This is a genomic window from Roseateles aquatilis (genome assembly GCF_002205645.1).
Classification (GTDB): Bacteria; Pseudomonadota; Gammaproteobacteria; order Burkholderiales; family Burkholderiaceae_C; genus Roseateles; species Roseateles aquatilis.
In genome coordinates this window covers 354,232-379,506 of sequence record NZ_NIOF01000004.1, presented here as the reverse complement: position 1 = coordinate 379,506, position 25,275 = coordinate 354,232, and the positions used below count along the sequence as shown (strand labels likewise).

19 protein-coding genes are annotated in these 25,275 nt (G+C 71.3%); 5 read left to right on the top strand and 14 right to left on the bottom strand.

Annotated elements, in window-relative coordinates:
- The gene (locus CDN99_RS12185; RefSeq protein WP_088385115.1) at positions 1–969 is read right to left on the bottom strand and encodes an inositol monophosphatase family protein; all 969 of its coding nucleotides are present in this window, start codon (positions 967–969) and stop codon (positions 1–3) included.
- 122 nt (positions 970–1,091) lie between these two features.
- Between CDN99_RS12185 and CDN99_RS12180 the strand changes: the two genes are divergently transcribed.
- Both CDN99_RS12180 and cysE read left to right on the top strand, forming a co-directional pair.
- Complete coding sequence (locus CDN99_RS12180) at positions 1,092–1,895, top strand: RNA methyltransferase (protein WP_088385114.1); 804 nt, start codon at positions 1,092–1,094, stop codon at positions 1,893–1,895.
- Between the two features lie 93 nt (positions 1,896–1,988).
- Positions 1,989–2,756 (top strand): serine O-acetyltransferase, encoded by a 768-nt coding sequence (gene cysE, locus CDN99_RS12175; protein WP_088385113.1) that lies wholly within the window; start codon positions 1,989–1,991, stop codon positions 2,754–2,756.
- Positions 2,757–2,891: 135 nt separating this feature from the next.
- Here the strand turns inward: cysE and CDN99_RS12170 are convergent, their stop codons facing one another.
- Genes CDN99_RS12170 through yjgA form a run of 3 tightly spaced genes read right to left on the bottom strand, consistent with a single transcriptional unit; the run spans position 2,892 to position 4,629 of the window.
- Positions 2,892–3,398: an FKBP-type peptidyl-prolyl cis-trans isomerase gene (locus CDN99_RS12170; RefSeq protein ID WP_088385112.1), complete on the bottom strand. Its 507-nt coding sequence runs from the start codon at positions 3,396–3,398 to the stop codon at positions 2,892–2,894.
- Positions 3,399–3,440: 42 nt separating this feature from the next.
- Positions 3,441–4,043: a molybdopterin adenylyltransferase gene (mog, locus tag CDN99_RS12165; protein WP_088385111.1), complete on the bottom strand. Its 603-nt coding sequence runs from the start codon at positions 4,041–4,043 to the stop codon at positions 3,441–3,443.
- Positions 4,036–4,629 carry a ribosome biogenesis factor YjgA gene (gene yjgA / locus CDN99_RS12160; protein WP_088385110.1) on the bottom strand — a complete coding sequence of 198 codons (594 nt, stop codon included), beginning with the start codon at positions 4,627–4,629 and terminating at the stop codon, positions 4,036–4,038. The genes mog and yjgA overlap by 8 nt, the downstream gene beginning before the upstream one ends.
- Before the next feature lie 130 nt (positions 4,630–4,759).
- Here yjgA and pmbA point away from each other — a divergent pair, with 130 nt between their 5' ends.
- Both pmbA and CDN99_RS12150 read left to right on the top strand, forming a co-directional pair.
- The gene (gene pmbA, locus CDN99_RS12155; RefSeq protein WP_088385109.1) at positions 4,760–6,127 is read left to right on the top strand and encodes a metalloprotease PmbA; all 1,368 of its coding nucleotides are present in this window, start codon (positions 4,760–4,762) and stop codon (positions 6,125–6,127) included.
- A 347-nt stretch (positions 6,128–6,474) separates the two neighbouring features.
- On the top strand, positions 6,475–7,557 hold the full coding sequence (locus CDN99_RS12150; protein ID WP_088385108.1) for a TRAP transporter substrate-binding protein: 1,083 nt from the start codon (positions 6,475–6,477) through the stop codon (positions 7,555–7,557).
- Positions 7,558–7,628: 71 nt separating this feature from the next.
- Here CDN99_RS12150 and CDN99_RS12145 read toward each other — a convergent pair whose 3' ends face one another.
- The 3 genes from CDN99_RS12145 to CDN99_RS12135 all read right to left on the bottom strand — a co-directional run bounded on the left by CDN99_RS12145 (position 7,629) and on the right by CDN99_RS12135 (position 11,383).
- Positions 7,629–8,063: a response regulator gene (locus CDN99_RS12145; protein WP_088385107.1), complete on the bottom strand. Its 435-nt coding sequence runs from the start codon at positions 8,061–8,063 to the stop codon at positions 7,629–7,631.
- A 102-nt stretch (positions 8,064–8,165) separates the two neighbouring features.
- Positions 8,166–8,747 (bottom strand): PEP-CTERM sorting domain-containing protein, encoded by a 582-nt coding sequence (locus tag CDN99_RS12140; protein ID WP_088385106.1) that lies wholly within the window; start codon positions 8,745–8,747, stop codon positions 8,166–8,168.
- Between the two features lie 8 nt (positions 8,748–8,755).
- Positions 8,756–11,383, bottom strand: a complete 2,628-nt coding sequence (locus CDN99_RS12135) for a phosphocholine-specific phospholipase C (RefSeq protein ID WP_088385105.1) — start codon at positions 11,381–11,383, stop codon at positions 8,756–8,758.
- 175 nt (positions 11,384–11,558) lie between these two features.
- On the opposite strand from CDN99_RS12135, the gene CDN99_RS12130 reads away from it, so the two are divergent.
- Positions 11,559–14,900 (top strand): DUF8696 domain-containing protein, encoded by a 3,342-nt coding sequence (locus CDN99_RS12130; protein WP_088385104.1) that lies wholly within the window; start codon positions 11,559–11,561, stop codon positions 14,898–14,900.
- Positions 14,901–15,017: 117 nt separating this feature from the next.
- Here CDN99_RS12130 and CDN99_RS12125 read toward each other — a convergent pair whose 3' ends face one another.
- From CDN99_RS12125 to CDN99_RS12095, 7 genes are all read right to left on the bottom strand, one after another.
- The gene (locus CDN99_RS12125) at positions 15,018–15,851 is read right to left on the bottom strand and encodes a transporter substrate-binding domain-containing protein (RefSeq protein WP_141100750.1); all 834 of its coding nucleotides are present in this window, start codon (positions 15,849–15,851) and stop codon (positions 15,018–15,020) included.
- A gap of 109 nt (positions 15,852–15,960) precedes the next feature.
- On the bottom strand, positions 15,961–16,440 hold the full coding sequence (locus CDN99_RS12120; protein ID WP_088385235.1) for a VOC family protein: 480 nt from the start codon (positions 16,438–16,440) through the stop codon (positions 15,961–15,963).
- Positions 16,441–16,574: 134 nt separating this feature from the next.
- Positions 16,575–17,006 carry a YciI family protein gene (locus tag CDN99_RS12115; RefSeq protein WP_088385102.1) on the bottom strand — a complete coding sequence of 144 codons (432 nt, stop codon included), beginning with the start codon at positions 17,004–17,006 and terminating at the stop codon, positions 16,575–16,577.
- A gap of 140 nt (positions 17,007–17,146) precedes the next feature.
- Positions 17,147–18,409 carry an MFS transporter gene (locus CDN99_RS12110; RefSeq protein ID WP_088385101.1) on the bottom strand — a complete coding sequence of 421 codons (1,263 nt, stop codon included), beginning with the start codon at positions 18,407–18,409 and terminating at the stop codon, positions 17,147–17,149.
- A gap of 245 nt (positions 18,410–18,654) precedes the next feature.
- Positions 18,655–19,938, bottom strand: a complete 1,284-nt coding sequence (locus CDN99_RS12105; protein WP_088385100.1) for a hemopexin repeat-containing protein — start codon at positions 19,936–19,938, stop codon at positions 18,655–18,657.
- 10 nt (positions 19,939–19,948) lie between these two features.
- Positions 19,949–24,772, bottom strand: a complete 4,824-nt coding sequence (locus CDN99_RS12100; RefSeq protein ID WP_088385099.1) for a S8 family serine peptidase — start codon at positions 24,770–24,772, stop codon at positions 19,949–19,951.
- A gap of 57 nt (positions 24,773–24,829) precedes the next feature.
- Complete coding sequence (locus CDN99_RS12095; RefSeq protein WP_088385098.1) at positions 24,830–25,252, bottom strand: PASTA domain-containing protein; 423 nt, start codon at positions 25,250–25,252, stop codon at positions 24,830–24,832.
- Positions 25,253–25,275 lie beyond the last annotated feature (23 nt).

Below are 25,275 nucleotides of genomic sequence, written 5' to 3'. Positions count from 1 at the left end.
TCAGGCCTGCGCGTCGTCTTCCGACTTCTTGATGCGCACCGGCGCGCGCTTCTTGGGCGCCTCGCCTTCGGCGCCGGCGGCGGCCTTGGGCTTCTTCGACGCGGCGGCGTCGACCGGCGGCTGCGCGGCGGCCGCGTCGGCGTCCAGCGCTTCCTGCGTGATCACGCGGGTGTACGGCGCCAGCGTCGCCACCAGTTGGCCGTAGATCTTGGGCGTGCCGGCCAGGATCTCGCGCTGGAACAGGAAGTCCGGCTCGCCGGTGAAGTTGCCCACCAGGCCGCCCGCCTCGGCCACGATCAGCGATCCCGCGGCCACGTCCCAGGGGTTCAGGCCGGTCTCGAAGAACGCGTCGTAGTAGCCGGCGGCCACGTAGCACAGGTCCAGCGCCGCGGCGCCCGGACGGCGCAGGCCGGCGCACTGGGTCATGATCTCCTCGAACATCTTCATGTAGCGCTTGAAGTTGTCGCCGCGACGGAACGGGAAGCCCGTGCCGATCAGCGCGTCGCTCATGCGGGTGCGCTTGGACACGCGCAGGCGCTTGTCGTTCAGGAAGGCGCCGCGGCCCTTGGTCGCGTAGAAGAGGTCGTTGCGGGTCGGGTCGTAGACGACGGCCTGCTGCACGATGTTGCGGTGCGCCAGCGCGATCGACACGCAGTACACCGGCAGGCCGTGGATGAAGTTGGTCGTGCCGTCCAGCGGGTCGATGATCCACTGGTACTCGGAATGCTTGGCGCCGTAGGCGCGGCCGGACTCTTCGGCCAGGATGCCGTGGTCGGGATAGGCCTGCAGCAGGGTCTCGATGATGGCCGCCTCGGCGGCCTGGTCCACTTCGGTCACGAAGTCGTTGGGCGACTTGGTGTTGATCTTCAGGATGTCCAGGTCCATCGACGCTCGGTTGATGATGGCGCCTGCGGTGCGCGCCGCCTTGATGGCGACGTTGAGCATGGGATGGAGGGCGGCTTGCGTCATGCGGGACGATTCCTGTGCTGGAAGTGGACTGGCGAAGGGAAAGAGCAAGCGCCGGGAGCGGGAGTTGACCTGCTGCCGGCGCGGATAATGCGCGATTTTGGCACAGACACGTGGTTTCCCCTATGCCCCTGGCTTCATCCGGCTCCGAACAGGCCGCCCCGGCGTCGGATCCGACACGTTTCGTGCTGATCGAGACCAGCCATCCCGGCAACGTCGGCTCGACCGCCCGGGCGATGAAGGTGATGGGCTTTCGCGACCTGGTGCTGGTGCGGCCGCGCTTCGCCGACGTGCTGAGCCAGGAGGAGACCGTCGCGATGGCCAGCGGCGCCGCGGACATCCTGGCCCGGGCGCGCATCGTCGATCGTCTGGAGGACGCGCTCGGCGGTTGCACCTTCGTCTGCGCCACGGCGATGACGCCGCGCGACTTCGGTCCGCCGACGCGCGCGCCGCGCGAGCTCTTCGCTGAACTGGCCCGAGGCGAGCCGACGCGGCATCAGGTCGCGCTGGTGTTCGGGTCCGAGCGCTACGGCATGGCCAACGAGGACGTCTACCGCGCCCACGCCGTGCTATCGATCCCGACCCACCCCAGCTACGGCTCGCTGAACCTGGCGCAGGCGGTGCAACTGCTGGCCTACGACTGGCGGCAGGCGCTCGGCGGCTTCGAGGTGGCGCCGCGCACGGCCGATCCGCGGCTTGCCGACGCGCAGGCGGTGCAGGGGCTGCTGGGGCACCTGGAGACCAGTCTGGTCCACCTCGGCTACCTCGATCCGGCGTCGCCGAAGAAGCTGATGCCGCGGCTGAACCAGCTCTTCAACCGCGCCGGGCTGACGCAGGAAGAGGTCCACATCCTGCGCGGCATCGCCCGCGCGATCGAGAAGACCCCGGCCGCCGGCCCGGCCGCCCCCATCCTCGGCGGCGACGAGTAGGCCCGCGCCGGGCAGGGGCGAGGCCCGCCGATACACTGGCCGACCCGCCTCCGGGCCCACGTTCCCGAAAGACAGCCGTCGGCTGAAGTCCCCATGTTCCAGCGTCTTCGCGAAGACATCGCCTGCATCCTCGAACGCGACCCCGCCGCCCGCTCGGCCTGGGAGGTGCTGACCTGTTATCCGGGTCTGCATGCGTTGGTGGTGCATCGATGCGCGCGCTGGTTCTGGGTGCGCGGTTTCCGGTGGCTGGGGCGGTTCACGTCGCACGTCGGTCGATTCCTGACCGGCATCGAGATCCACCCCGGCGCGACCATCGGTCGGCGCGTCTTCATCGACCACGGCATGGGCATCGTCATCGGCGAGATGACGGAGATCGGCGACGAGGTCACGATCTACCAGGGCGTGACGCTGGGTGGCACCTCGCTGGTGAAGGGCGCCAAGCGGCACCCGACGCTGGAGCGCGGCGTGATCGTCGGCGCCAACGCTTGCATCCTCGGCGGCTTCACCGTCGGCGAGGGCGCGCGCGTGGGCTCCGGCGCGGTGGTGACCAAGCCGGTGCCGGCGGGCGCGACCGCGGTCGGCAATCCGGCTCGCATCATCGAGGCCCGGCGCGACGCGCAACGCGAGGAGGTCGCCGCGCGCATGGGCTTCTCCGCCTACGGCGTCACGCAGGGCGACGATCCGGTCGCACAGGCGATGAAGGGTCTGATCGACAACGCGGCCGGCCACGAGCACCAGATCGCGCTGCTGTGGCAGGCGGTGGCCAAGCTCTCCGAGGCTGAACGCGCCGACTGCGTGCCGGCCGGCGCGCAGCAGGGCGAGCACTTCGACGCGGCGGAGCTGTCGCGGCTGGTGAAGTGACGGCGATGGCGATGGCGTGACGTCGACGCTTGCGCAGGGCTGAAACGGAGAAGGGCGCCGATGGCGCCCTTCATGCTTTGTGGCGCTCGATGCGCCCGGCCCGGCCCGGCCCGGACCGCGGTCCGGGCGCCTGTGTCAATGGTGGTGGCCGTGGGCGCCGTGGGCGTGGCCGTGCTCGATCTCTTCCTGCGAGGCGGCGCGCACGTCCTTGACCTTGACGCTGATCTTCAGGTGCTGGCCGGCCAGCGGGTGGTTGCCGTCCAGGTGCACCGTGTCGCCCTTGATCTTGGCGACCGTGAAGACCTGGAAGTCGCCCGCGGCGCCGTCGGCCTCGCTCTCGCCTTCCTTGGCAGCGCGCAGCTCGATCTGGCCGCCGACCTTCACGCCCGGGGGGAAGTCCCTCTTGGGGATGGTGATCAGCAGGCTCTCGTCGCGCTCGCCGAAGCCGTTCTCGGGCGTCAGCTCGATGGTGGTGGCGAAGCCCTTTTCCTGGCCTTCGAGCGCCGCCTCGACGGCCGGCAGCGTGTTGCCGTAGCCGCCGATCAGCAGCGCCATCGGCTCGTCGGTCTTCTCGATCAGGCGGCCCAGCTTGTCGGCCACCTTGAGGTCGACGGTGGCGATGGTGTCTTTGGTGATCTTCATGGTGAATGCGGTGGTGGTGGGGCGGATGCGGCGATCCGGGTGCTAGCGCGCCGGGCGCCGGGCGTTCTTGGGTCGGAAGGCGGCGCAGACGTCGTCGCGCGTTTCCAGGTAGGGGCCGCCGATCAGGTCGATGCAATACGGCACGGCGGCGAAGATGCCCGGGGCCGCGTCGTGGCCCGACAGCGTCTCGGCGATCGCCTTGGGCTGGCCGGGCAGGTTGACGATCAGGGCCTTGCCGCGGATCACCGCGACCTGGCGCGACAGGATCGCCGTCGGCACGAAATGCAGCGAGATCTGCCGCATCTGCTCGCCGAAGCCCGGCAGCTCGCGGTCGGCCACGTCCAGCGTGGCCTCGGGCGTGACGTCGCGCGGCGACGGGCCGGTGCCGCCGGTGGTCAGGACCAGGTCGCAGCCGGCGTCGTCGACCAGCTCGCGCAGCGTCCGCGCGATCAGCGCGCGCTCGTCCGGGATCAGCCGGGGCTGGAACGAGATCGGGTTGATCAGCGCGGCGCCCAGCCAGTCCTGCAGCGCGGGCAGGCCCTGGTCCTGGTAGACACCGGTGGAGGCGCGGTCGCTGATCGACACGATGCCGATCCGGACGGGCTCCGGCGGCGGAGCGGCGGCCGGCGCGCCGGCGTCACTCATCGTCGCCCTCGTCGCCGGCCTTGCCGTCGCCCAGGTCGTCGTCCGTGGCGCCCTTGGCGGCGAGCACGTGCGCCTTCACGAACTGGAACAGCTCGCGCCAGGCGCGGCCGTTGCGTTGCTCGGGTTCCTGGGCGCGGTCCTTGCGAGCGGCGCGGATGAGGCTGCGCAGTTGCTGCACGTCGACGTCGTCGAAGCCGTCGATGAAGCCCTGCAGCGCGTTGTCGTCGCTGACGAGCCGTTCACGCCAGCGCTCGGCCTGATGCAGCTCCAGCGCGTCCTGGGCGCGGCCGAGCTTGAACTCGGCGACGGCTTCGCGGATGGGCGCGGGGTCGACGTTGCGCATCAGCTTGCCGAGCAACTGCAGGTGGCGGCGCTTGCCGCTGCGGGCGGTGCTGGCCACGATGCGGCGGCCGTCGCGGATCGCGTCCATCAGCGGCTCGGGCAGGTCCAGCGCGGCGACGCGCTTCTCGGGCAGCGACAGCAGTTCCTCGCCCAGGGCCTGCAACGCGTCCATGTCGCGCTTGAGCTGGCTCTTGCTGGGGCGGTCGTCGCCGAAGTCTTCGGGGTCGTCGTGATCGTCGTGCATGGGGCAAAAGAGAGAAGCCCCGACCGAGAGGGAGGGGGCATGGCGCCCGTATGATAGTCGCCACCCCGTGGTACCCCTTTCGCGCGGACGGCTTTCGTCCCGCGCATCGCATCAGATCGAGACCGTATTCATGAGCCAAGCCGAGCAAGGATTCGCCTACAGCAAGGACCAGTTCCGCCAGTTGATCGAGGACGTGCTCGCCGAGGCGAAACAGATCGGCGCGTCCGACGCTGGCGCGGAAGTCTCCGAGGGCAGCGGCATGTCGGTGTCGGTGCGCCGCGGGCAGCTCGAGAACGTCGAGCGCAACCGTGACAAGTCGCTGGGCATCTCGGTCTACCTGGGCCAGCGCCGCGGCAACGCCAGCACCTCGGACTTCTCCGCCAAGGCGTTGAAGGACACGGTCCGCGCCGCCTACGACATCGCCCGCTTCACCGCGGAGGACGAATTCGCCGGCCTGCCCGACGCCGAGGACCTGTCGCTGGACGAGTCCACCCGGCCGGCGCTGGACCTGTTCCACCCCTGGGCCGTCACCGCCGAGCAGGCCGCCGAGCTGGCGCTGCGCTGCGAGGAGGCGGCGCTGAAGACCGACGCGCGCATCACCAATTCCGAAGGCGCGGCGGTGTCGGCGCAGCAGTCGCATTTCTATTCGGGCAACTCGCGGGGTTTCCGCGGCGGTTACGCCAGCTCGCGCCACTCGATCTCCGTCGCGCCGATCGCCGGCCGTGGCGCGGGCATGGAGCGCGACGCCTGGTACAGCTCGATGCGCGACGCGGCGGACCTGTCCTCGGCCGAATCGATCGGCCGCTACGCCGCCGAGCGCGCGCTGGCGCGCCTGAAGGGACGCAAGGTCAAGACCGCCAACGTGCCGGTGCTGTTCGAGGCCCCGGTCGCGGCGGGCCTGCTGGGCGCGCTGGTGCAGGCCACCAGCGGTGGTGCGCTGTACCGCCGCGCGAGCTTCCTGCTGGACAGCCTGGACAAGCAGGTCCTGTCCCCGCACGTCGAGGTGGTCGAGGACCCGCACATCGTCAAGGGCAAGGGCAGCGCGCCCTTCGACGACGAGGGCGTGACCACGCGTGCACGCACCGTGGTCGAGGCGGGCGTGCTCAAGAGCTACTTCCTGTCGACCTACTCGGCGCGCAAGCTGGGCTTGAAGACCACCGGCCATGCCGGCGGCTCGCACAACCTGACGATGCGCAGCACGGCCACCGCGCCGGGGGACGACCTGCCGACGATGCTGCGCCGGCTGGGCACCGGTCTGTTCGTGACCGAGCTGATGGGGCAGGGCGTCAACTATGTGACGGGCGACTACTCGCGCGGCGCGAGCGGCTACTGGATCGAGAACGGCGTGATCGCCTTCCCGGTGCATGAGATCACCATCGCCGGCAACGTGAAGGACATGTTCCGGCAGATCGTCGGCATCGGCGCCGACACGTACACGCTGGGCAGCAAGACGGTCGGCTCCATCCTGATCGAGAACATGAAGCTCGCCGGCGCCTGATTCCCAGCCTCACGCCCCACGCCTCACGCCCTGAGGTGTCTCGCTGCCTGACTCGGTGGATCGGGTCGGCAGGGCCGGGGGCCCCGGCGAGGAATTTTGACTGACGAGCCGGGGCCCCCGGCCCTGCCGACCAGCGCTCGGCCGCTCGCACGCAGACCGACACCACGCTCACGCAAACCAGGCCCGAGATCGCCCTTTGGCCCTGCCAGCCGGCGCCCGGCCGCCCGCACGAAGACCGGTGGTGCCGCCCCGACTCCGCACCCGATTCGGGTCTGTCAGGTTGACGCCAGTCACGCCGTGGTTAATCCTGTTTTCGCTCTCGACATACCAACGAAACAGGAGACTTCATGGAGCGTCGTTCGTTCGTCAAGAATGCCGGCCTGGCCGGCGTGCTGGCCGCGGGTGTGGCCCCGGCCATCGTGCATGCGCAGGCCAACCTGCGGTGGCGCATGGCCTCCAGCTTTCCCAAGCAGCTCGACACGATCTACGGTGGCGGCGAGGTTTTCGCCAAGAAGGTCAGCGAGCTCAGCGGCGGCAAGTTCCAGATCAGCGTGCACGCGGGCGGCGAGCTGATGCCGGCGTTCTCCGTCGTCGACGGGGTGCAGAACGGCACTGTCGAGATCGCGCATACGGTGCCGTATTACTTCTTCGGCAAGGACGAGACCTTCGCCATCGGCGCGTCGATCCCGTTCGGGCTGAACTCGCGCCAGATGACTGCGTGGACCTTCCACGGCAACGGTCTGAAGCTGATGCGCGAGTTCTATCGCAACTACAACATCATCAACTTCCCGGGCGGCAACACCGGCGCGCAGATGGCGGGCTGGTATCGCAAGGAGATCAAGTCGGCGGCCGACTTCAAGGGCCTGAAGTTCCGCATCGGCGGCTTCGCCGGCCGGGTGATCGAGCGCATGGGCGGCGTGCCGCAGAACCTGCCGGGCGGCGAACTCTATTCCGCGCTGGAGAAGGGCACCATCGACGCGGCCGAATGGGTCGGGCCGTACGACGACCTGAAGCTCGGCTTCAACAAGGTCGCGCCGTACTACTACTACCCCGGCTGGTGGGAGGGCGGGCCGCAGATCGATTTCTACATCAACACCAAGGCCTACGAATCGCTGTCGCCCGAGTACAAGGCGATCGTCGAGGCGGCGTCCGCGTACACCCATGTCGACATGCAGGCCAAGTACGACGTCGTGAACCCGCCGGCGCTCAAGCAGCTGGTGGCGTCCAAGACCAAGCTGATGCGTTTCCCCAAGGACGCGATGGACCTGGCGTTCAAGGAATCGATGGCGCTGTACAGCGAGCTGTCTGCCAAGAACCCGAACTGGAAGAAGGTCTACGAGGATTACGCCAACTTCCGGCGTGACCAGAACCTGTGGTTCCGTTTCGCCGAGGCGGGCTTCGACGACTTCATGCAGTCGCAGCGCTTCTGAGCGACGTCAGGCTGGAATGAAGGCGGGCCGTGTCCGGGAGGGCACGGCCCCGTTTGCATGGGGCGCCGTGATCAGTCCACGAGGATGCCGCGGTGCTTCAGCGCCAGATGGATCTTGTCGCCGATCGTGTCCTTGTTGAAGGGCTTGACGACGTAGCCGGTCGCGCCGAGCTGGGCGGCCCGGATGATGTCTTCCTTGCGGCCCTCGGCGGTGACCAGCAGCACCGGCACGTTGCGCACCGGGTCGGTCTCGGGCTTGGCGCGCAGGGCTTCCAGGAACTGGAAGCCGTTCATCACCGGCATGTTGATGTCGCTCAGCACGAAGTGCACCGGCTCGCCCGACTCGGCCGCGATCTCCAGCGCGCGCAGGGCGAGCTTGCCGTCCTCGGCCTCGACGATCTTCCTGAATCCCAGTTCGCGCAGCAGGCCGGAAATGATGCGGCGCATGGTCGAGAAGTCGTCCACCACCAGAAAGCAAAACTCTTCGCGCTTGATTGTCGTGACCATGTCGGGCTCCGTGAGGACGGAATCCTAGCGTGACCCGATGTCGACCCGACGGCGGTGGGCACCATGGTGCGCCCACCGCTTGCGCGGCTCGCCGGCGCGCGCTCAGCGCCCCGCCTGTCGCCGCCGCCCCACCATCGCCAGGCCTCCCAGCCCCAACGCGGCCAGCAGCGCCGACGTCGGCTCCGGCACCGCGCTCACCGGCAACGCCAGCGAGGCGTTGATCGGCTGCACGTTGCTCCACAGGTAGCTCAGGCCGTGGTTCAGATTGCCGGCATCGCTGATCAGGCTGATCTGCGCCAGCCCGCCTTGCAGCGCGTCGAAGTGCAGCGTGCCCAGCAGCAACGAGGCCTGACCGGCGTTGCCCAGGCCCGGGAAGCGCGACGCGCCGAACTGGCCCGCGCCCAGCCACGGGCTGTCGTCGTCCCAGCCGGCGACCGGCGTGAAGCCGGCCAGCGACAGTCGCGTGGTGTCGTAGCTCAGCCGGAAGCCGAAGGACAGCAGCTCCTCGTCGAGGGGCCGGCCGCCGAAGGGATCGATGACGCTGATCAGCAGGTCCACGCCGCCGCCGACCTGGGCCGGACCGGCCGTTTGCAGCGACACCGTGGCGGCCTGCGCGGCCAGCGATGACAAGGCCAGCGCGGCGGCCGCGAGCCAGGGCTTGAGGGGCAAAGGCTTGAGATTCATGGGTGCTTTCATTGGGCGCTGAAGAGCTGGTACCAGACGCGGTAATCGGCCTGCGTGATGCACTTGTCGGCATCCATGTCGGCCAGCGGTTCGAATCGGCTGTCGCCGGCGCAACTGCCGATGGCGTTGCGCAGCGCGTCGCGGTCGGCGGCGTTGACGACGCCGTCCGCGTTCACGTCGCCGTTCTTGCGCACGCGCAGCGACAGTCGCGGCGCGGCCTCGGCGTAGCCGTCGTTGAGGAACAGACCGAGGAAGTAGTCGCCCTCCGGCTGACCGGCCAGCGAGAACACCTGCGCGCCGCCCGGGCTGGCCACGTAGTTCCACTTCAGCGAGCCGGGGCCGCCGGGCGTCATGCCCTGGCGGTAGAGCCCGATCCAGTGCGTGGTGCCGGCGGGCAGGCCGGTCCAGGTCAGCGACACGCCGCCGCCGATGCGCAGGCGGTCGACGTCCGCCTTGAAGGTGACCGTCACCGGCGCGACGGGCGGCAGCACCGGCGGCGTGTTCCAGGTCACCTGACCGAGGCCGTTCAGCACCGGGTCGGTGTAGTCCAGCCCCGCGCCCTCGACGTGTCCGGCCAGGCGCCGCTGGAAGGCGCTGTCGCCGTCCACCGTGACCACCAGGTCGTACCAGCCGTAGCTCGCGGTGACCGCGCGGACATGGTCCCGGTTACTGCCCGCCGGCACGTCGATCGTGACGATCGCCTTGTCGCCGTAGGCGTTGTCCACCACGCGGAAGCGCAGCGGCTGCGTGCCGGCGTTGCGCAGCGTCACCGTGACGGCGGCGTTGGCGGGCTGTTCCTTCAGGCTGACGGCGGCCAGCCGGCCCAGGCCGTCGAAGCTGCCGCGGAACTCGCGCAGGAATCCGTTGTCGCCCTGCACGGCCAGTTGCATCGGGGCGCTGCTCCAGTTCCAGACCTCCTGGTCGATGCGCTTGCCTGGCTCGACGGTGTAGTGCCAGGGGCCGTCGGTGCGCAGCGTCGAGTAGACGATGAAGGCGGCCGTCGCGCTGCCCTCGTTGGCGAAGCTCAGCGCGAACTGGCGCGCGTTGGTCGCCGCCACGCCGTCCACGGTCGAGCGGTACGGCAGCGGCGCCGCGCGGCGCGGCACGCCGCTGGCGGCCTTCTCCTGCCGCGGCAGGCTCTGGTTGGTCGGCGGCAGCGCGTCGCGCGTGCCCCAGCCCTTGAAGTACACCGCCGTGGCCGGCACGCCGGACGGCACCTCGGCGCCGCCGGACTTGAAGTCGAAGGCGCTGGTCATGTCGCCGCAGACCGCGCGCCGCCACGGCGAGATGCCGTTGCACTGCACGCTGGCGCGCGGCAGGCCGATGCCGTTCACCAGCCACTCCTCGGTGAAGCGGATCAGCGAGGTGTGGTCGAAGCGTTGCGAGCACACGCGCCCGCCCTTGCTCCACGGCGAGATGACCATCGTCGGCACGCGCGGGCCCAGGCCGATGGGCTGGCCGCCAGCGATCTCGCCCTGCGTGGCGTTGGCCATCGTGGTGCGGCCGCGGTCGGTGTTGAGCGGCGCCATCACCGACGGCATGTGGTCGAAGAAGCCGTCGTTTTCGTCGTAGGTCAGGATCAGCGCGGTGCGCGACCAGACCTCGGGCGATTGCACCAGCGCCTGCAGCAGCCGCGCGGTGAAGTTCTCGCCGGCGTTGGGCGTGTCGGATGGGTGCTCGCAGTACTCGGTCGGCGCGCAGATGTAGGACACGCGCGGCAGGTTGCCGCTGCGCACGTCCGCGGCGAACTGGTCGATCAGCCACTGGCCGGTCGTGCCCGGCGCGTTGGCCGCCGTCGAGCCCGGCGCGATCGCGCGGCCGCGGCGGTACAGCGACGAGGCGTCCGTCAGCCGCTGACCGGCCGCGTCGGTGCGGAAGTTCTTGAAGTACTGCAGGTAGTTGTCGCCGTAGTTGTCCCACTCCTGGTAGACCTTCCAGCTCACGCCGGCGGCCTCCAGCACCTCGGCGTAGGTGAGCCACTCGTTGCCCTTGGCGGCGGCGTTGTCGTTGGCGATGTCGGCGTTGTAGGTGCCGTTCGTGACGTTGTAGAGCCGGCCGTCGGCCAGGCCCGTCACGTAGGCGTTGCTGTGACCGGTGAGGGCGTAGAAGCGGTTCGGATCGGTGGGACCGAAGATCGAGCAGTGATAGGCGTCGCAGACGGTGAAGGCATCGGCCAGCGCGTAATAGAAGGGCAGGTCGCTGCGGTCGAAATAGCCCATCGTGCGCGGCGTCTTCTTGGCGATCCACGCGTTCCAGTCCTTCCACGCGGCCTCGGTGCCCTTCCAGCTGTGGTCCAGGCCGATGCGCAGTGCGTTGGTGTTGCGGATGTCGAAGTGATAAGGCAGCACCTGCGAGTCGACGGCGTTGCCGGGCTGCATCCACACCGGCTGGCCGGTGGGCAGCGCGATGGGGCGCGGGTCGCTGTAGCCGCGCACGCCGGACAGCGTGCCGAAGTAGTGATCGAACGAGCGGTTCTCCTGCATCAGGATGACCACGTGCTGCACGTCGGCGATGGTGCCGGTGAGGTTGTTGGCGGGCGTGGCGAGCGCCTGCCGCAACGTCCGCGCGAAGGTGTGGCTGCTGGCCATGCCGGCGACGGCTGCGGTCAGGAAGGACCGGCGGGATGTCGTGCTCATGAAGCTTCACCAGGGAATCCGAGAAGTCCGTGATTCTTTTGGCGAAGGAAGTCAGCAGCGTGAAGCGACGGTGTCGCGGGGAGGGTCCTCGCGAACATGGTTAGCATTCGCCCGCCGCGCCTTGTCGCGGTCTTCACGATCCGCTCACAACAATGACATGTCCTCGGGAGGGACCATGATGCACGCCCCCTGGCGCGCGCCGTTCGGCGTTCTGTCCGTTGTTCGCCTCTTCGCCGCCGCGGTGCTCGCCGCGCTGCTGCTGTCCGCCTGCGGCGGCGGAGGCGGCGCCAGCCCCACGGTGACGCCCGCCGTGCAGCTTGGCATCGACGTGCAGCCGCAGGACCAGTCCGTGGTCGAGGGCGACAGCCTGTCCCTGAACGTGGTGGCCCGGCATGTCGACGGCTACCAGTGGCAGCAACTGAGCGGCGGCGCCTGGACCGCGGTGCCCGGCGCCACCGGATCGACGCTGCAGATGCGGGCCACGGCCGAGCTGGACGGCGCCAGCTTCCGCGTCCTGGTGCGAGGCGGCGGCGCGGAGCTGGCCAGCTCCGCCGTGACGGTGCGCGTCAGGCGCCTGGTCGTCGCGCCCAGCGTGCTGACGCATCCGGCGGCCGCGACGGTGATGGAGGGGCAGGACGTGACGCTGCACGTCACCGCCCAGGGCACGTCGCTGACGTATCAATGGGAACTGAGCCGCCCGGAAGGCGGTTGGACCGAGGCGCCCGGCGGCAACGCCGCCTCGCTGACCTGGGCGGTGCTGGCCCTGGCCGACGACGGCCGCTGCGCGCGCGTGCGCGTCAGCAACAGCGCCGGCGCGGTGACCAGCGAGCCGGCCTGCGTCCGCGTGACGCCCGCGCCCAAGCTGCCCGAGTTTCTGACGCAGCCGGCCGACGCCTCCGCCGTGGAGCGGCAGAACGCGTCCTTCGTCGTTTCCGCGATCGGCACGCCGGTGCCGACGCTGCGCTGGCAGACGCTGGGCTCCGGCGGCTGGGTCGACCACGGCGAGACGCGCAACACGCTGACGCTGGGCGCGCTCGGCATGGCGGACGACGGGCGCCAGGTGCGCGTGATCGCCACCAACGCGGCGGGCAGCGTCACCAGCCGCGTCGCGACCTTGCGTGTCGTGCCCTACACCGTGCCGCCCAGCATCGGCGGCATCGCCAACCCGGCGCCGGGCTGGGCCGGCATGACGCCGGAGATGCGGGCCTACCAGATCGGCGGCATCCCGGCGCCCACGCTGCAATGGCAGCTCAGCCTGGATGGCGGCGCGTGGACCAACGTCAACGGCGCCACGGCCGAGGTGTACACCGCGCCGCCGCTGGCCTACGGCGTCAAGACGCGCTACCGCGTGGTGGTGTCCAACAGCGTGGGCTCGGCGACCAGCGATGCCGTGCTCTACGAGCCGATCGCGCTGGCGCCGACGATCACCCAGGACCCCATCTCCCAGCAGGTGACCAACAACGGCACGGTCACTTTCTCGGTCACCGTGGACAGCGCCGCGCCGTTCACCTACCAGTGGCGCGAGTTCAAGCAGGTCGGCGTCGCCAGCTTCGACTGGGTCGACATGCCCGGCGAAACGGGCCGGACGCTGAGCTTGCGCAACCTCACGGTGCCGGTCGACGATCAGCGCCGCTTCGCCGTGCGCGTGACCAACCCGAACTCCAGCCTCCAGAGCGGCTCCGCGACGCTGACCGTCGTGTCCGAGCCCATGCCGCTGGTATGCAGCGGCGCAGGCGAGAGCGGCTGGTGCTGGATGAACAGCAAGCCGCAGGGCAATCCGCTCTACGGCGGCGCGGTGTGGGGCCTGACGCGCAAGCTGGCCGTCGGCGCTTTCGGCACGATCCTGTTCAGCGACGACGACGGCCGCACCTGGCGCGTCCGCCCCAGCGGGACGGAGATGGACCTGAGCGGCGTCGCCTACGCGAGCCCGTCCACGGCGGTGGCGGTGGGCGACGGCGGCGTGATCCTGCGCAGCGGCGACGGCGGGCGCACCTGGGCGGCCGCGGCGAGCGGCGTGACGGAACGCCTGCGCCACGTGACGGCCTCGGACGGCGGCGTGTTCATCGCGGTCGGCGACGCCGGGGTGATGCTGCGCAGCGCCGATGGCGGCGCCACCTGGCGCCGCGTGGCGGTCGGGCTCTTCACGGACTGGTTCGACGGAGTCGCCTTCGCGGATGCCGACATCGTCGTGGCCGTGGGCTGGAACGGTGCGATGCGCAGCGTCGACGCCGGCGTGACCTGGACCGTGCAGCCCCCGATCGCCGGCGTCTACGGCCTGCGTGGCGTGGGCTTCAGCCGCAAGACCGCGGGCCTGGGCGTGGCGACGGAGTCCTTCGGGATCTCCCGGACCAGCAATGGCGGGGCGAGCTGGAACGATCGGCTGACCAGCCTCCCGATCGTGCGGGGCGGAGGGCCGGTGGCCTTCCCCTACGACGACCTGGACCTGGTGCTGACGCTGCAAGGCGTCGACGTCAACTCCGCGAGCGATGGCGCGGAGTGGGGCACCTGGGCCTATTGGCGCACCGGATTCTTCGCGCCCACGGGCCTGGTGTCCGGCCGGGCCGGTGGCCAGGGCTTCATCGTCGGGACCGGAGGGCGGATGTACCAGTACCGCGACAAGACGCTGCGGAAGGACGAGGCGTTCTCGGCCGGATCGCCGGACCTGGGCGCGATGGCGTTCTGGGATGGCCAGAAGGGCCTGGCCGTCGGTTACGGCAGCGACGGCGCCATTCGGGGCGGCGTGCTGGCGACCCAGGACGGCGGCAAGACCTGGACCTTCCTCGCGTCGACGACGCAGCCGCTGCTGGGCGTGGCCCTGCCGGCGCCGGGCGTGGCGATCGCCTCGTCGAGCGACGGAGGCCTGCTGCGCAGCACGGACTCGGGCAAGACCTGGACCGAGGTCGGGCGCGTCGGCAGCGCGCCGGTGGAAAACCTGGGCGCCAGCGGCACGCTGGCCTTCGCGGTCGGGCCGAACGCTGCCAACGCCGCCTATGGCTTCATTCAGCGCAGCACGGACGGCGGCCAGACCTGGGCCAACAACGGCCCCGCCTCGATCGACGCGCCGCGCGACGTGGTGGTCCGCGGCAACACCGCGGTGGTGGTCGGCGACCGCGGCCTGGTCCTGCGCACGATCGACGGCGGCGCCACCTGGACGCGCATCGGCGCGGCCGTCACCGATCACCTCTTCGGCGTGGCGATGAACAGCGGGCAGGTGATGCTGGCGGTGGGCGCGGGCGGTCGCATCCTGCGCAGCACGGATGGTGGATCGACGTGGTCGGCGGTCGCCAGCGGCGTGACCGATGCGCTGCGCGGCGTGCGTTTCGGCAGCGCGACGGTGGCCTACGCCTACGGCACCGAAGGCCGCGTGCTGCGCAGTGGCGACGGCGGCCAGACCTGGACGCTGCAGCCGCGCATGACGCAGCTGCGTTTCCTGGCCGGCTGGGCGCTGGACGCCGACACGATGCTGCTGGGCGGCGAGGGCGGTGCGATCCTGCGCACGCAGACCGGCGGCCAATGACGCGACGCCGGTCCGGTCGCGCGCGAGCGCGGTCCCGGACCCGGCGCCGCCGCTGGGCCGCGGCGCGCCGTCGCGGACCTGGCGATGCCGTCCGGCCGCCGCGCGCCGCGTGACTGCTCAATGCGCCCTGAGGACCGGCGCGAACCCGACGCCGGAGTTCGGCAGGTAACGGTCCACCAGGCGCTTGAGCGTGCCGTCCTTCTGCAGGGTGCTCAAGGCGTCCAGCAGCCGGGCCTGGTCCTGCGCCGACACCGTGCGGTGCGACAGCGCCAGGCCGGAGTGGATGGTGGGCCCGTCGGGATGCCAGTCGGCGACCTCGATCTTGCCGGGCATCGCCCGCAGCTGCCGCGCCATCACCCACGGATAGGTGACGATCAGGTCGACCCGATGCGCCATGAACACGCGCGTCGCGGCGTCGACGTCGGCGACGGCGCTGACCCGCGCCGAGGCGGCCAGGGTCCCGAGCATCGCGTCGAAACCCGGACCATAGGACGAGCCCTTCACGACCACGGCCCGGAGTTCCTGTCGCGCCAGGAACGCCCGCGGCGTGGACACGCCCGCGGAGGCCCAGGTGTAGGCCATCGGGCGTACCGTCAGCAGGGGCACGATGGTGACGTGGCGCAGCCGTTCCTCGGTGGGGATGGCCCAGCTGGTGATGTCGAGGGAGCCCTCGCGCAGGCGCACCCAGACGCGGGGCTGAGACTCCAGTTCGTAGACGAAGGCGCAGCCGCTGCGAGCGGCGAGGAGGGTGAAGAACTCGCGATCGAGCCCCGCTCCTTCCTGGTCGCGGTTGGCGCCGACCTCTTGGCCGTGGCGGTCGTAGATCTGCGGGTAGGGCTTGAGTCCGACGCGATACGGACCGCAGGCCAGCGCGTGCGCGTGCACCAGTCCCGATGCGACAAGCGCCAGCACAGGCGGCACCAGCGTGAGCAGCATTCCCGGCTTGCGCATCTCGACCACCCCCGGCGATTCCTCCGGTCGATTAAACGCCTGCGGGGGAGGGCGTGGGCTGGGGATTTCCCGTCCGGGGGCGCGGGGTCGCCGGCGCGCGGGTCGCGGGTCAGCCGCGCACCGCCGCCTCGATCCTGGCCACGTCGATCTTGCCCATCTGCATCATGGCGCTGAAGGCGCGGCCGGCCGCCGCGCGGTCCGGGTTGGAGAGCGCGTCCGTGAGCACGCGCGGCGTGATCTGCCACGAGATGCCCCACTGGTCCCGGCACCAGCCGCAGGCGCTCTCCTGCCCGCCGTTGCCGACGATGGCGTCCCAGTAGCGGTCGGTCTCGGCCTGGTCGTCGGTGGCGACCTGGAAGGAGAACGCTTCGCTGTGCTTCATCGCCGGGCCGCCGTTCAGGCCGATGCAGGGGATGCCCAGCACCGTGAACTCGACGACCAGGACATCGCCCTGCTGACCCGACGGATAGTCGCCCGGCGCGCGGATGACGGCGCGCACCGCGCTGTCCGGAAACGTCTGGGCGTAAAACCTGGCCGCGTCTTCCGCGGTGCCGTCGTACCAGAGGCAGATCGTGTTCTTGCTGGTCATGCTGATCTCCAATTCGCTTCAGGGGGTTGCAAACGGCGGTCTCGGCAGTGACCGCGACAAGTGATTCAGGCGGGCCGCCCCGGAGGGCGGGCAACCGACGTTCCTTTCGCCCGCGCCGCGGCGCGCGGCGGGGTTCAGAACAGCTCGCGCTTGGTCGTCTCGGCGCGCAGGCGCACTTCCTGGTCGCGCAGCTCCGGCGTCAGCGCGTCGCCGAAATCCTCCGCCGTGAACAGGCGCCGGATCTCGATCTCCGACGGGCCGGGCATCGGGTTGGGGCAGCGCTTGACCCATGAAACGGCTTCTTCCATCGACGCGCATTGCCAGATCCAGAAGCCGGCCACCAGCTCCTTGGTCTCGGCGAACGGGCCGTCGATGACGGTCCGGGCCGCGCCGTCGAAGCGCACGCGGGCGCCCTTGCTGCTGGGGTGCAGGCCTTCGCCGGCCAGCATCACGCCGGCCTTGACCAGCTCTTCGTTGAACTTGCCCATCTGCTCCAGCAGCTCGGTGCTGGGCATGGTGCCGGCCTCGCTGTCCGCGGTGGCCTTGACGAGGATCATGAACTTCATGGGGACTCTCCTGGAAGAAAACAGGCCGGACGGGCCCGCATGACCACACGACGATCGGCCCGGCCGGAATTCGACAGCCGCGACCGATCGCCGTTCATCTTTTCCGCCGCGACCGCCGCCGCGACCCTCGGCCGCCGTTCTCAGCCGCGATGCGTCACGGCCTCGTGCGCGCGTCGTCCCGCGGTGAACCAGAGCATCAGCGCGAAGGCCGCGCCGACGACGCCGGCCAGACCGAAGAACAGCATCATCGGCTCGTAGCCGGCAGGGTTCTGGGCGCTGGCGCCGGCGCGGTCGTTGAGCCAGCCGGCCACCAGGTTGGCCGCGCCGATGCCCGCGTTCTGGGCCACCCACATCAGGCCGATGGCGGTGCCGAAACGCGCCGGCGCGACCAGCTTGCTGGCCAGCGGCCACATCACCGCCGGCACCAGCGAGAAACTGACCCCGATCAGCGCGGTCGAGACCCACAGGCTGGCCGAGGTCAGCGTCATCACCGCCATCGCCACCGGCAGCAGCACCGCGCCGAAGGCCAGGAACGGCGCGTATCGCCCGATGCGGTCGCACAACCAGCCGAAGGCCGGGGTGGCGAAGACGGCGGCCAGGAACACGTAGCTGTTCATCGCGCCCGCGGTGGCCAGGTCCAGGCCGTGCACGTGCTGGAAGTACTTGATCGAGAAGGTGCTGCGGAAGGCCAGGATCACCGAGTACCAGAGCACGCACAGCGTCAACAGGTACCAGTAGGCCTTGCCGAAGTGCAGCAGGTCGCGCAGCACGAAGGGCTGGGCCTGCGGCACCGCGGGGCCCTTGCCGGACGAGGCGGCGCGGCGGTCCAGCCACCAGTACAGCAGCGCCGCGCCGAACGAGGTGGCGGCCATGCCCGCGGCGATCAGCAACGGCGGCTGCCAGCCCTGCGCATAGGCGGCGGCGAACCACGTCGGCGACATGTCCGACGAGAACGAGCCCAGCCGTCCGATCGACAGCGCCAGGCCCATCGCGAAGGCCACGTTGCCGCCGACGAAGTACTGCGCCAGCACCGCCAGCGTGGCGATGCTGAAGGTCTCCGCACCGATGCCGAACAGCAGCCGCCCGGCGGCCATGCCGAAGAAGTCGGGGCTCAGCGCCGTCAGCACCGCGCCGGCCAGGCAGACGGCCGCCGTCCACAGCGTCACCCGCGCCGCGCCGAAGCGGTCCACCAGCATGCCGCCCAGCAGGATCAGCACGACGTTGGGCAGGTTGTAGATCGCGTTGAGCAGCCCGACCTGCGTGTCGCTGAAGCCGCGCTGGCGCTGCAGCGCGTCGGCCACCGGGCCGATCGAGTCGTAGACGTAGTAGTTGCCGTACAGCGCCGCGGCCACCAGGGCGCAGACCAGCCAGGGCAGGGCGCGGCTCGAAAGCTTGTCGTTCATGCGGGATCAGGAATCGGTGAGGATCGGGAGCGATCCGAAGCGCCGATTGTCGAGCCGGGCCGCATGCCCTGCGCGCCCGCGCCGGGCGGGATTTTCCCGGTCGGGCGATCGGCGCCCTCGTCCCCGCCACGCCCTCACCCCCGCGCCCGCGCACGCGCCTCGCCGTTGGACTTCGACGGCGACGGGCGCGCGGACCGTCCGGGCGGGACGGGCGCACCGGTGCGTGCGGTGGCCGTGGGCGGGGCTCAGAAGAAGCTCGTCACCTGCTGCCGGAAGGCCGCCATGTCGATGCCGCGCGGATCGGGCTTGCGGCGCGTCCACTCCGCGTGCGAAATGATGCGGCTGGCGCTCCAGCAGTGACGCTGGCACAGCGCCGCGCAGGCGCGCGCCATCGTGTCGAGCTGCGCCGGGGGCCACGCCTGGCCGTTGCCCAGGTTCTCGTTCTCGAAGCCGTAGAACACGCCGTTGCCGACCGGTCCGTCGCGCAGGCCGCGCCGCAGCGCCGTGTCCGACGGCGCGATGCCGCGTCGCAGCTCGTCCAGCACGCGCTGCGCGCCGCCGCCTGCGTGGTTGGCCTTGCCGGCGCTGACGATGTGGATGTCGGCATTGCGGGCGACGTAGAAATTGGCCAGCGGTCCGCTCAGGCCCGTGCGTCCGTTGATCACCGTGTTCAGGTCGCCCGGCCCGTTGCCGGCGGTGTGGTGGATGACGATGCCCTCCGGCGCGAAGTCGCCCGGCCGCCCGTTGGTCTCCCACCCCGGTACTTCGATGACGGACAACCCCGCCGATTCCATCAGCCGCGCCAGGTTGCAGGGCTGGGTCCAGTTCACGGCGGACTCCAGGTTCGACTGGAACGCCGTCGGCAGCGCCGTCCAGTTGACGGCGATCTCGGTGGGGCCGACATCGACGGTGTCGCTGGTCGTGTCGTAGCGCAGGTAGCGGTTGCCCTTGAAGAAGTACGCGCGATCGTTGCCCCAGTGCACCACCGCGTCCAGGTCGCGCTGGAACTCCGCCGGTAGCGCGGTCCAGGCGGAGGCGATGGTCACCGGGCCGAACTCGACGCGGTCCGCCGCGATGTTGTAGCGCACGTACTGGTCCCGCCGGAAGAAGTAGGCGATGCCGTTGCCCCAGTTGACCGCCGCGTCGATCTTGGACTGAAAGGCCGGGGGCAGCGTCGGCCAGTTGATCGCGATGCTCGCGTCGTCGAAGTCGGGACGATCGGTCGTGAGGTTGTAGCGCAGGTAGCGGCCGTCGCGGAAGAAGTAGACCTTGCCGTTGCCCCAGTTGAGCACCGCGTCGACCTTCTGCTGGAAGAACGGCGGCAGGCGAGGCCAGAAGGTGGCCACGGGCACGGCGCCGACGTCGACCGTGTCGCTCAGCAGGTTGTAGCGGACGTAGTTGCCGCCCTTGAAGAAGTAGGCGCAGGCCGAGCCCAGGATCGGAGGCGGCGCGCTCTCCGCCGACAAGGGCTGCCCGACGACGGAGGACGGCGCGGATGGCCGCGCGCGGGATTCGATGACGTGGCTCATGACGGCTCCTTCAACGCACGCGCGTGGGGTCGCCGGAGGCGCTGTCCCACAGGTTGGAGAACGGGCCCTGGCGCACCTCGTGGGTCCGCGTGCCGTCCAGCCAGACGCGGTGCGACGGGAAGCGGCTGCCTTCCACCACCAGGTTGGTGATCACCGCCGTGCCGCTGCTGCAATCGATGGTGCCCTTCACCTGGTGCCAGATGAAGACGGAGTCGCGGTGGCAGATGGCGTTGAAGCCGGGCTCGACGGTGGTCGGCGGGCGTCCCTTCACGCCCCAGCGGAAGGCGATGCGGGACGCGTCGATGCGGCGCGTGCTGAAGGCCTGGTCGACGATCAGTGGCGGGGCCTGCAGGCAGGCGCCGATGCCGGGCACGCATTCCTTGCCGGCGTCGGTGTCCAGCCCGCCGACCAACGACGCGCCCACCGCCTCGGTGCCGCGTCGGTCCACGCTCAGACGCCCGCGGGAGAACAGCCGGTAGCCCTTGTTGTCCGGCGGCGGGGACGTGAAGATCGCGTCGCTGACGGGGTCCTCGCTGAAGGCCTGGTCGGTGGCCAATGCCAGCGCGCGCAGGCCGAGGTTGGACGCGCCGGGGATGGTCAAGGGGCCGATGTCGATGCCGCAATCCAGCGAGCCGACGTGGGATCCGATGCGCGCGATGAAGCTCTTGGCCACGACGCGGAAGACCTGCGTCTGCACCGGCGCGGGCTGCGGTTGGGGCCGCGGCTGCGGGGGGCGCGGCGTCGGGCGGTCGACCTGCAGGCACAGCGTCACGCGGCGGTTGATGCCCAGGTCGCCGCCGGCGATCTGCTCGGACTCGCCGCGGCTGGTGGCGATCATCGCCACGCCGGCGCTGCTGCCGGGACGCATGCGCTCCAGCGTGGTCCGCAGCTCGCGGGCGACGCGATCGGCGCGGCGCTGGCCGAGCACGAAGTTGTCCGCGTCACCGCCCTCGCTGCTGGCGAAACCCGTCACCAGCACCACGCGGATGCCCTCCGACAGGATGCGCCGCGCGGCGGCGATCAGCAGCGTCTGGTGCGCGGGGGAGATGTCGTCGCCGCCTTGCGGGAAGTACGTGAGCTGGCTGCAGTCCGGGCCGGCGCCGGACCCACCGGCGCTCCGCGGCGCGCCATCGCCGGCGGTGGTCGCGGGACCGGACGAGGCCGGCGCGCCGCCCAGCGCGGCGCGCAAGGCGCCCAGGGTCTGCGGTCCGGCGATGCCATCCACCGCCAGGCCGCGGCTCGACTGGAAGCTGCGCACCGCCTGGCGTGTCCGCGGTCCGGCGGCGCCGTCGACGGCCAACTGCAAGCCCATGACGCGATTCAGCGCGTCCTGCAGCCAGCGCACGTCGGTGCTGGCGTCGTGCGCGACGGCTTCGAGCACGTCTTCAGCCTCCGGCGTCCCGTCCCATTCGGTCGGGCCGCCGTAGGGGCGCAGCAGCAGATGGCCGGGCAGCAGCCGACCGCGCGCGTCGGCGATGCGGCGCGCCCAGCGATCACGCGCCGGGCGGCGGATGGGCAGCACCTCCACCATCTGCAGATACCGCCCCGAGGGCGGTGGCTGCCGGCCGCTCCGGCTGCCGGTGCGCCAGCCCAGCGATGCCAAGTCCCCGTGCCGGCCCACCAGCGGCGACGCCACCACGGACAACTGGCCGAACCCCTGGCCCAGCGCCACGCGCACGACCCAGTCGCCGGCACGGATCTCCAGGTCGTCGAGCGTGTCGCCGGGGCCCGCCAGGCGCCGCAAGTGGCGTTCGTACTGCTCGCGCAGGCGGGGGCGCATCGGGTGGGCGTGGCCGTACTCGAAGGCGTTGAACAGGGCGGTGGCCGACGGCGCGCTCCGGCTGCCCAGGCCCGCCTGCAGTCGCGCGCCAGGATTGGCGGCGTCCAGCAGCCGGGCGACGAGTTGCGCGGTGCCGCTGCAGGGAGCCGCCTCGGCGCAGGCGGCCTCGGCCTCGCGCAGCATCGCCATGCCGATCCGCGCGGCGGCGGAGGGCAGGACCTGCCCCGGCGACCAGCCCGCGTCCACGCCGACGCCGTATCCAGAATCGAAGCCCGAGCCCGAGCCCGAGCCCGAGCCCGAGCCCGAGCCCGAGCCCGAGCCCGAGCCCGAGCTGAAGTCGGCGCGGGGTGGCGAACCGGAGCGTCCATCGGACCAGCCCTCGTCGTTCGACCATTCGGCCGGCCAGGCCTCGGTCGCGGCCGGGAAGTCGATCGAGGTCACGATGTCGAGCGGCGCGTCGCCGGCCGGGGACGGGTTGGTGGGAGCGGCGGCGGTCGTCGGCGCGGGTGGGACCGACGGAGTCGGTGCCGCGGGTGCGGTCGGCGCGCCGCCCAGCGGCACGGCGAAGGCCAGCGGCGATCCCGCGCCGCCCACCGGCACCGACAGCGCGGGCGAGCCTCCGCCCAAGGGAATCTGGAACTGGAACGGCAGGGCCGCCGGTGCGGGCGCCGCGAAGGGCGTGAAGGCGCTCTGGCGCCGCATCGCGATGCGTTCGCGGCGCAGCGCCGCCACCTCGCGACCGACGCGGTCGTCGGCGCGGGTCGCCTCGATGGGCTGTTCCTCGCCAGCGCCTGCCCCGTCCTCGGGCCTGGCGGCGGCGCAGCCGCAGTCCTCGGCATCCTCCGCAGACTCCGATGTGGTCGCCGCTTCCGCGGCTTCCTGCTCGGCGCGATGGCACTCGGCGCATTCGCCGCAGGCGCAATGCAGCGGCGCGCGGGGGGGCGCCAGCGCCTCCGCGTAGGCATGGGCGGCGGCCGCCTCGGCGGCTTCGAGTTCGGGGCGTGTGGGCAGGGTCATGTCGGAACTCCGCAAGAGGCCGCGGGCGCCGCGCGGGGCGACGGCCGGGGCGGGTGGGCTCGTGGCGGGATCGCCGGGCGGCGCTCCCGCATCGTTCGATTCGGACGTCGCGGCGGCCACCGCGGACCCGACGGCCTTGACGGCGGCGACGACGTCCAGCTCGCCGCAGCCGCGTCGCCAGTGCTGCACGAAGCTGGTCTCGCGGCGATGCGGCCGGGTGCTGGCCAGCAGCAGCCGACGTGTCTCCTGAATCGGCAACGGACCGCGCGCGGCCGAGAACATCAGCGCCACGGCGCCGGCGACGTGCGGCGCGGCCATGCTGGTGCCGGACATGCGCTTGAGCAGCGGCACCGGGCCGCGCAGCGCCGCCGAGCACGCCGACAGCACCTGGTGCCCGGGCGCGACCAGGTCGGGCTTGCCGCGCCCGTCGCGGGTCGGGCCGCCGCTGGAGTAGGGCGCCAGCGGGCGGTCGTCGTCATGCGCGTCGATCGCGCCGACGGCCAGGGTCCGCCAGCCGTTGCAGATGGTGCCGACGGTGCAGCACGGGCTGTCGTCCTCGTCGACGAAGCGGGCCTGCGCCGCGCCGCGACCGGGGCCGCGCTCGATCCAGGCGTGGAAGCGGCCGTCGACGATGTCCAGCCCGTCGAGCCGCAAGGTCCATTCACCGCCGGGCGCGTCGGCGTCGAGGTAAAGGACGATCTGGTTGTCGCCGTTGTTGGGATCGGTGAGGCGGTGGTAGGCCCGGCCGATCACGCGGCCCTCGTGGACCAGCGGCGCGGGATGGTCGGGCCGCACGGCCACCGGCTCGATGCCGGGCCCGAGGATCGTCAGCGCGACGCGGTCCGCGCCGGGGTACCAGAGGTCCAGCTCGTGCGCCGGGTGCGGCGTCGTGGCCACGCGCAGCCGCAGCGGCCGCGACTGGCCCGGGCGCAGCAGTCCGCTGGCATGGATCTGGCGATTGAAGTAGTTGCCGGTGCTTTGCACGATCGCGCGTCCGGGCCGCTCGGCGACGAACGCGTCCATCGCCTGCTCGGTCAGCGTGCGGCCGTCGTGCTGTCCCGCCTGGCGGCCCAGGCTGGCGTTGACGACCAGCGGCAGCGGTTCGCCGTCGGGGCGTCGCGCCCCGCGTTCGGCGCCCAGTTGCGCCGCCACGCCGGCCAGGAAGTCCAGCCCCTCCAGCAGCGCCGCCGAGTCGCCCAGGCCCGAGCCTTTCAGCTCATGGTGCGTGGACAGGTCGACGAACGCGAGCATCGCCTCCGGGGCCAGGCCTTGCGGCCCGCCCGCGCGGCCGTTGCCGCCCGAGATGCCCAGCGTGTGCGTGCCGTGGCTGCCGCCCAGCGGCTTGCCGCGGCCGGGGTGGTAACCGAGCGCGGCGTAGGGATCGTCGGTGGCGAGCGCGCGGTCGATGTCCGCCGCGCTGTGGATGCGACCGTAGCCGTAGCGGTTGGGGTGGGCGGGGTCGTAGCGGGCGCCCTGGTCCCACAACGCGACGAAGCGCGTGCGCCCGTCGGCGTGGCGGAAGTCGGGATGCGCGATGTCCGCGCCCCAGTCGATGTGGGCCAGCAGCACGCCGCGGCCGGCCGCGTCCAGCGCCTCGGGGCGGCGCAGATCGCCGGGGCGGAGATCGACGTCGAAGGCTTCCGCATCCTCGATCGCGTCGGCGTCCTCGATGGCATCCGCATCCGCGATCTCGCCACCGCGCGCGGCATCGCCGGACGCTTCGCGCGAAGCGCCGATCGAGCCCGCGCGCGGCGCCTCGCGCGGGTCCCGCCCCGAGTCCTCGGGCTGCAGCACCGGATCGGTGTCGGGCCAGGGCTCCGCGACGTAGCGGTGCGGCGCCTTGATGCTGATCACCGCGGTGCTGGACCGCGCCGGCAGGATGTCGTCGCGCTGGACGCGGCAGGTCGCCACGTCGCCGAAGCGGGCCACGAGGCGCACGCTGGGCGGTGGCGGCATGCCGGCCGCCAGGCGCAGCACCAGGGCGACCTCGTCGTCGGGCTCGCCTTCCGCGATCAGCTCCTGCAGGGCGGGATCCATGGCGTCACCTCGGCGCGGGCGTTTGTCAGCGGTGGGGCGGGGACCGAGGCGCGCGGCTCACAGGTCCTCGAGCGTGCCGACGGACGACGAATCGGGCAGGACGATCAGGTGCACCGTGGTGCCCTTGTCCACCGCCTCGTCGGCCTCGGGGTCCTGCACCGCGATCGTGCCCGGCTCGTAGACGCTGCCGGTGACGTCGCGCTCCACGACGACCGCCGCGAAGCCGCCGGCCTTGAGCGTGGATTGCGCCTCCTTCACCGTCTGGCCGCGCACGTCGGGCACCAGCACCAGCGGCGCCGGCAGCGGGGCGGGCGTCGTCGGCGCGGCGGCGCGCTGGCCCAGCACCGCCAGCGGCAACGCCAGGCCCAGCACGCCGGGCGTGAGCGCGGACAGCGCTGCGATGGCCAGCACCCGGTCCGGCGGCTGCTTGGCGGACTGCATCATGGCCGCGGCAACCGCGCCTTGCATCACATTGATCATGGCTTTCTCCTGAAGGGGTGAAC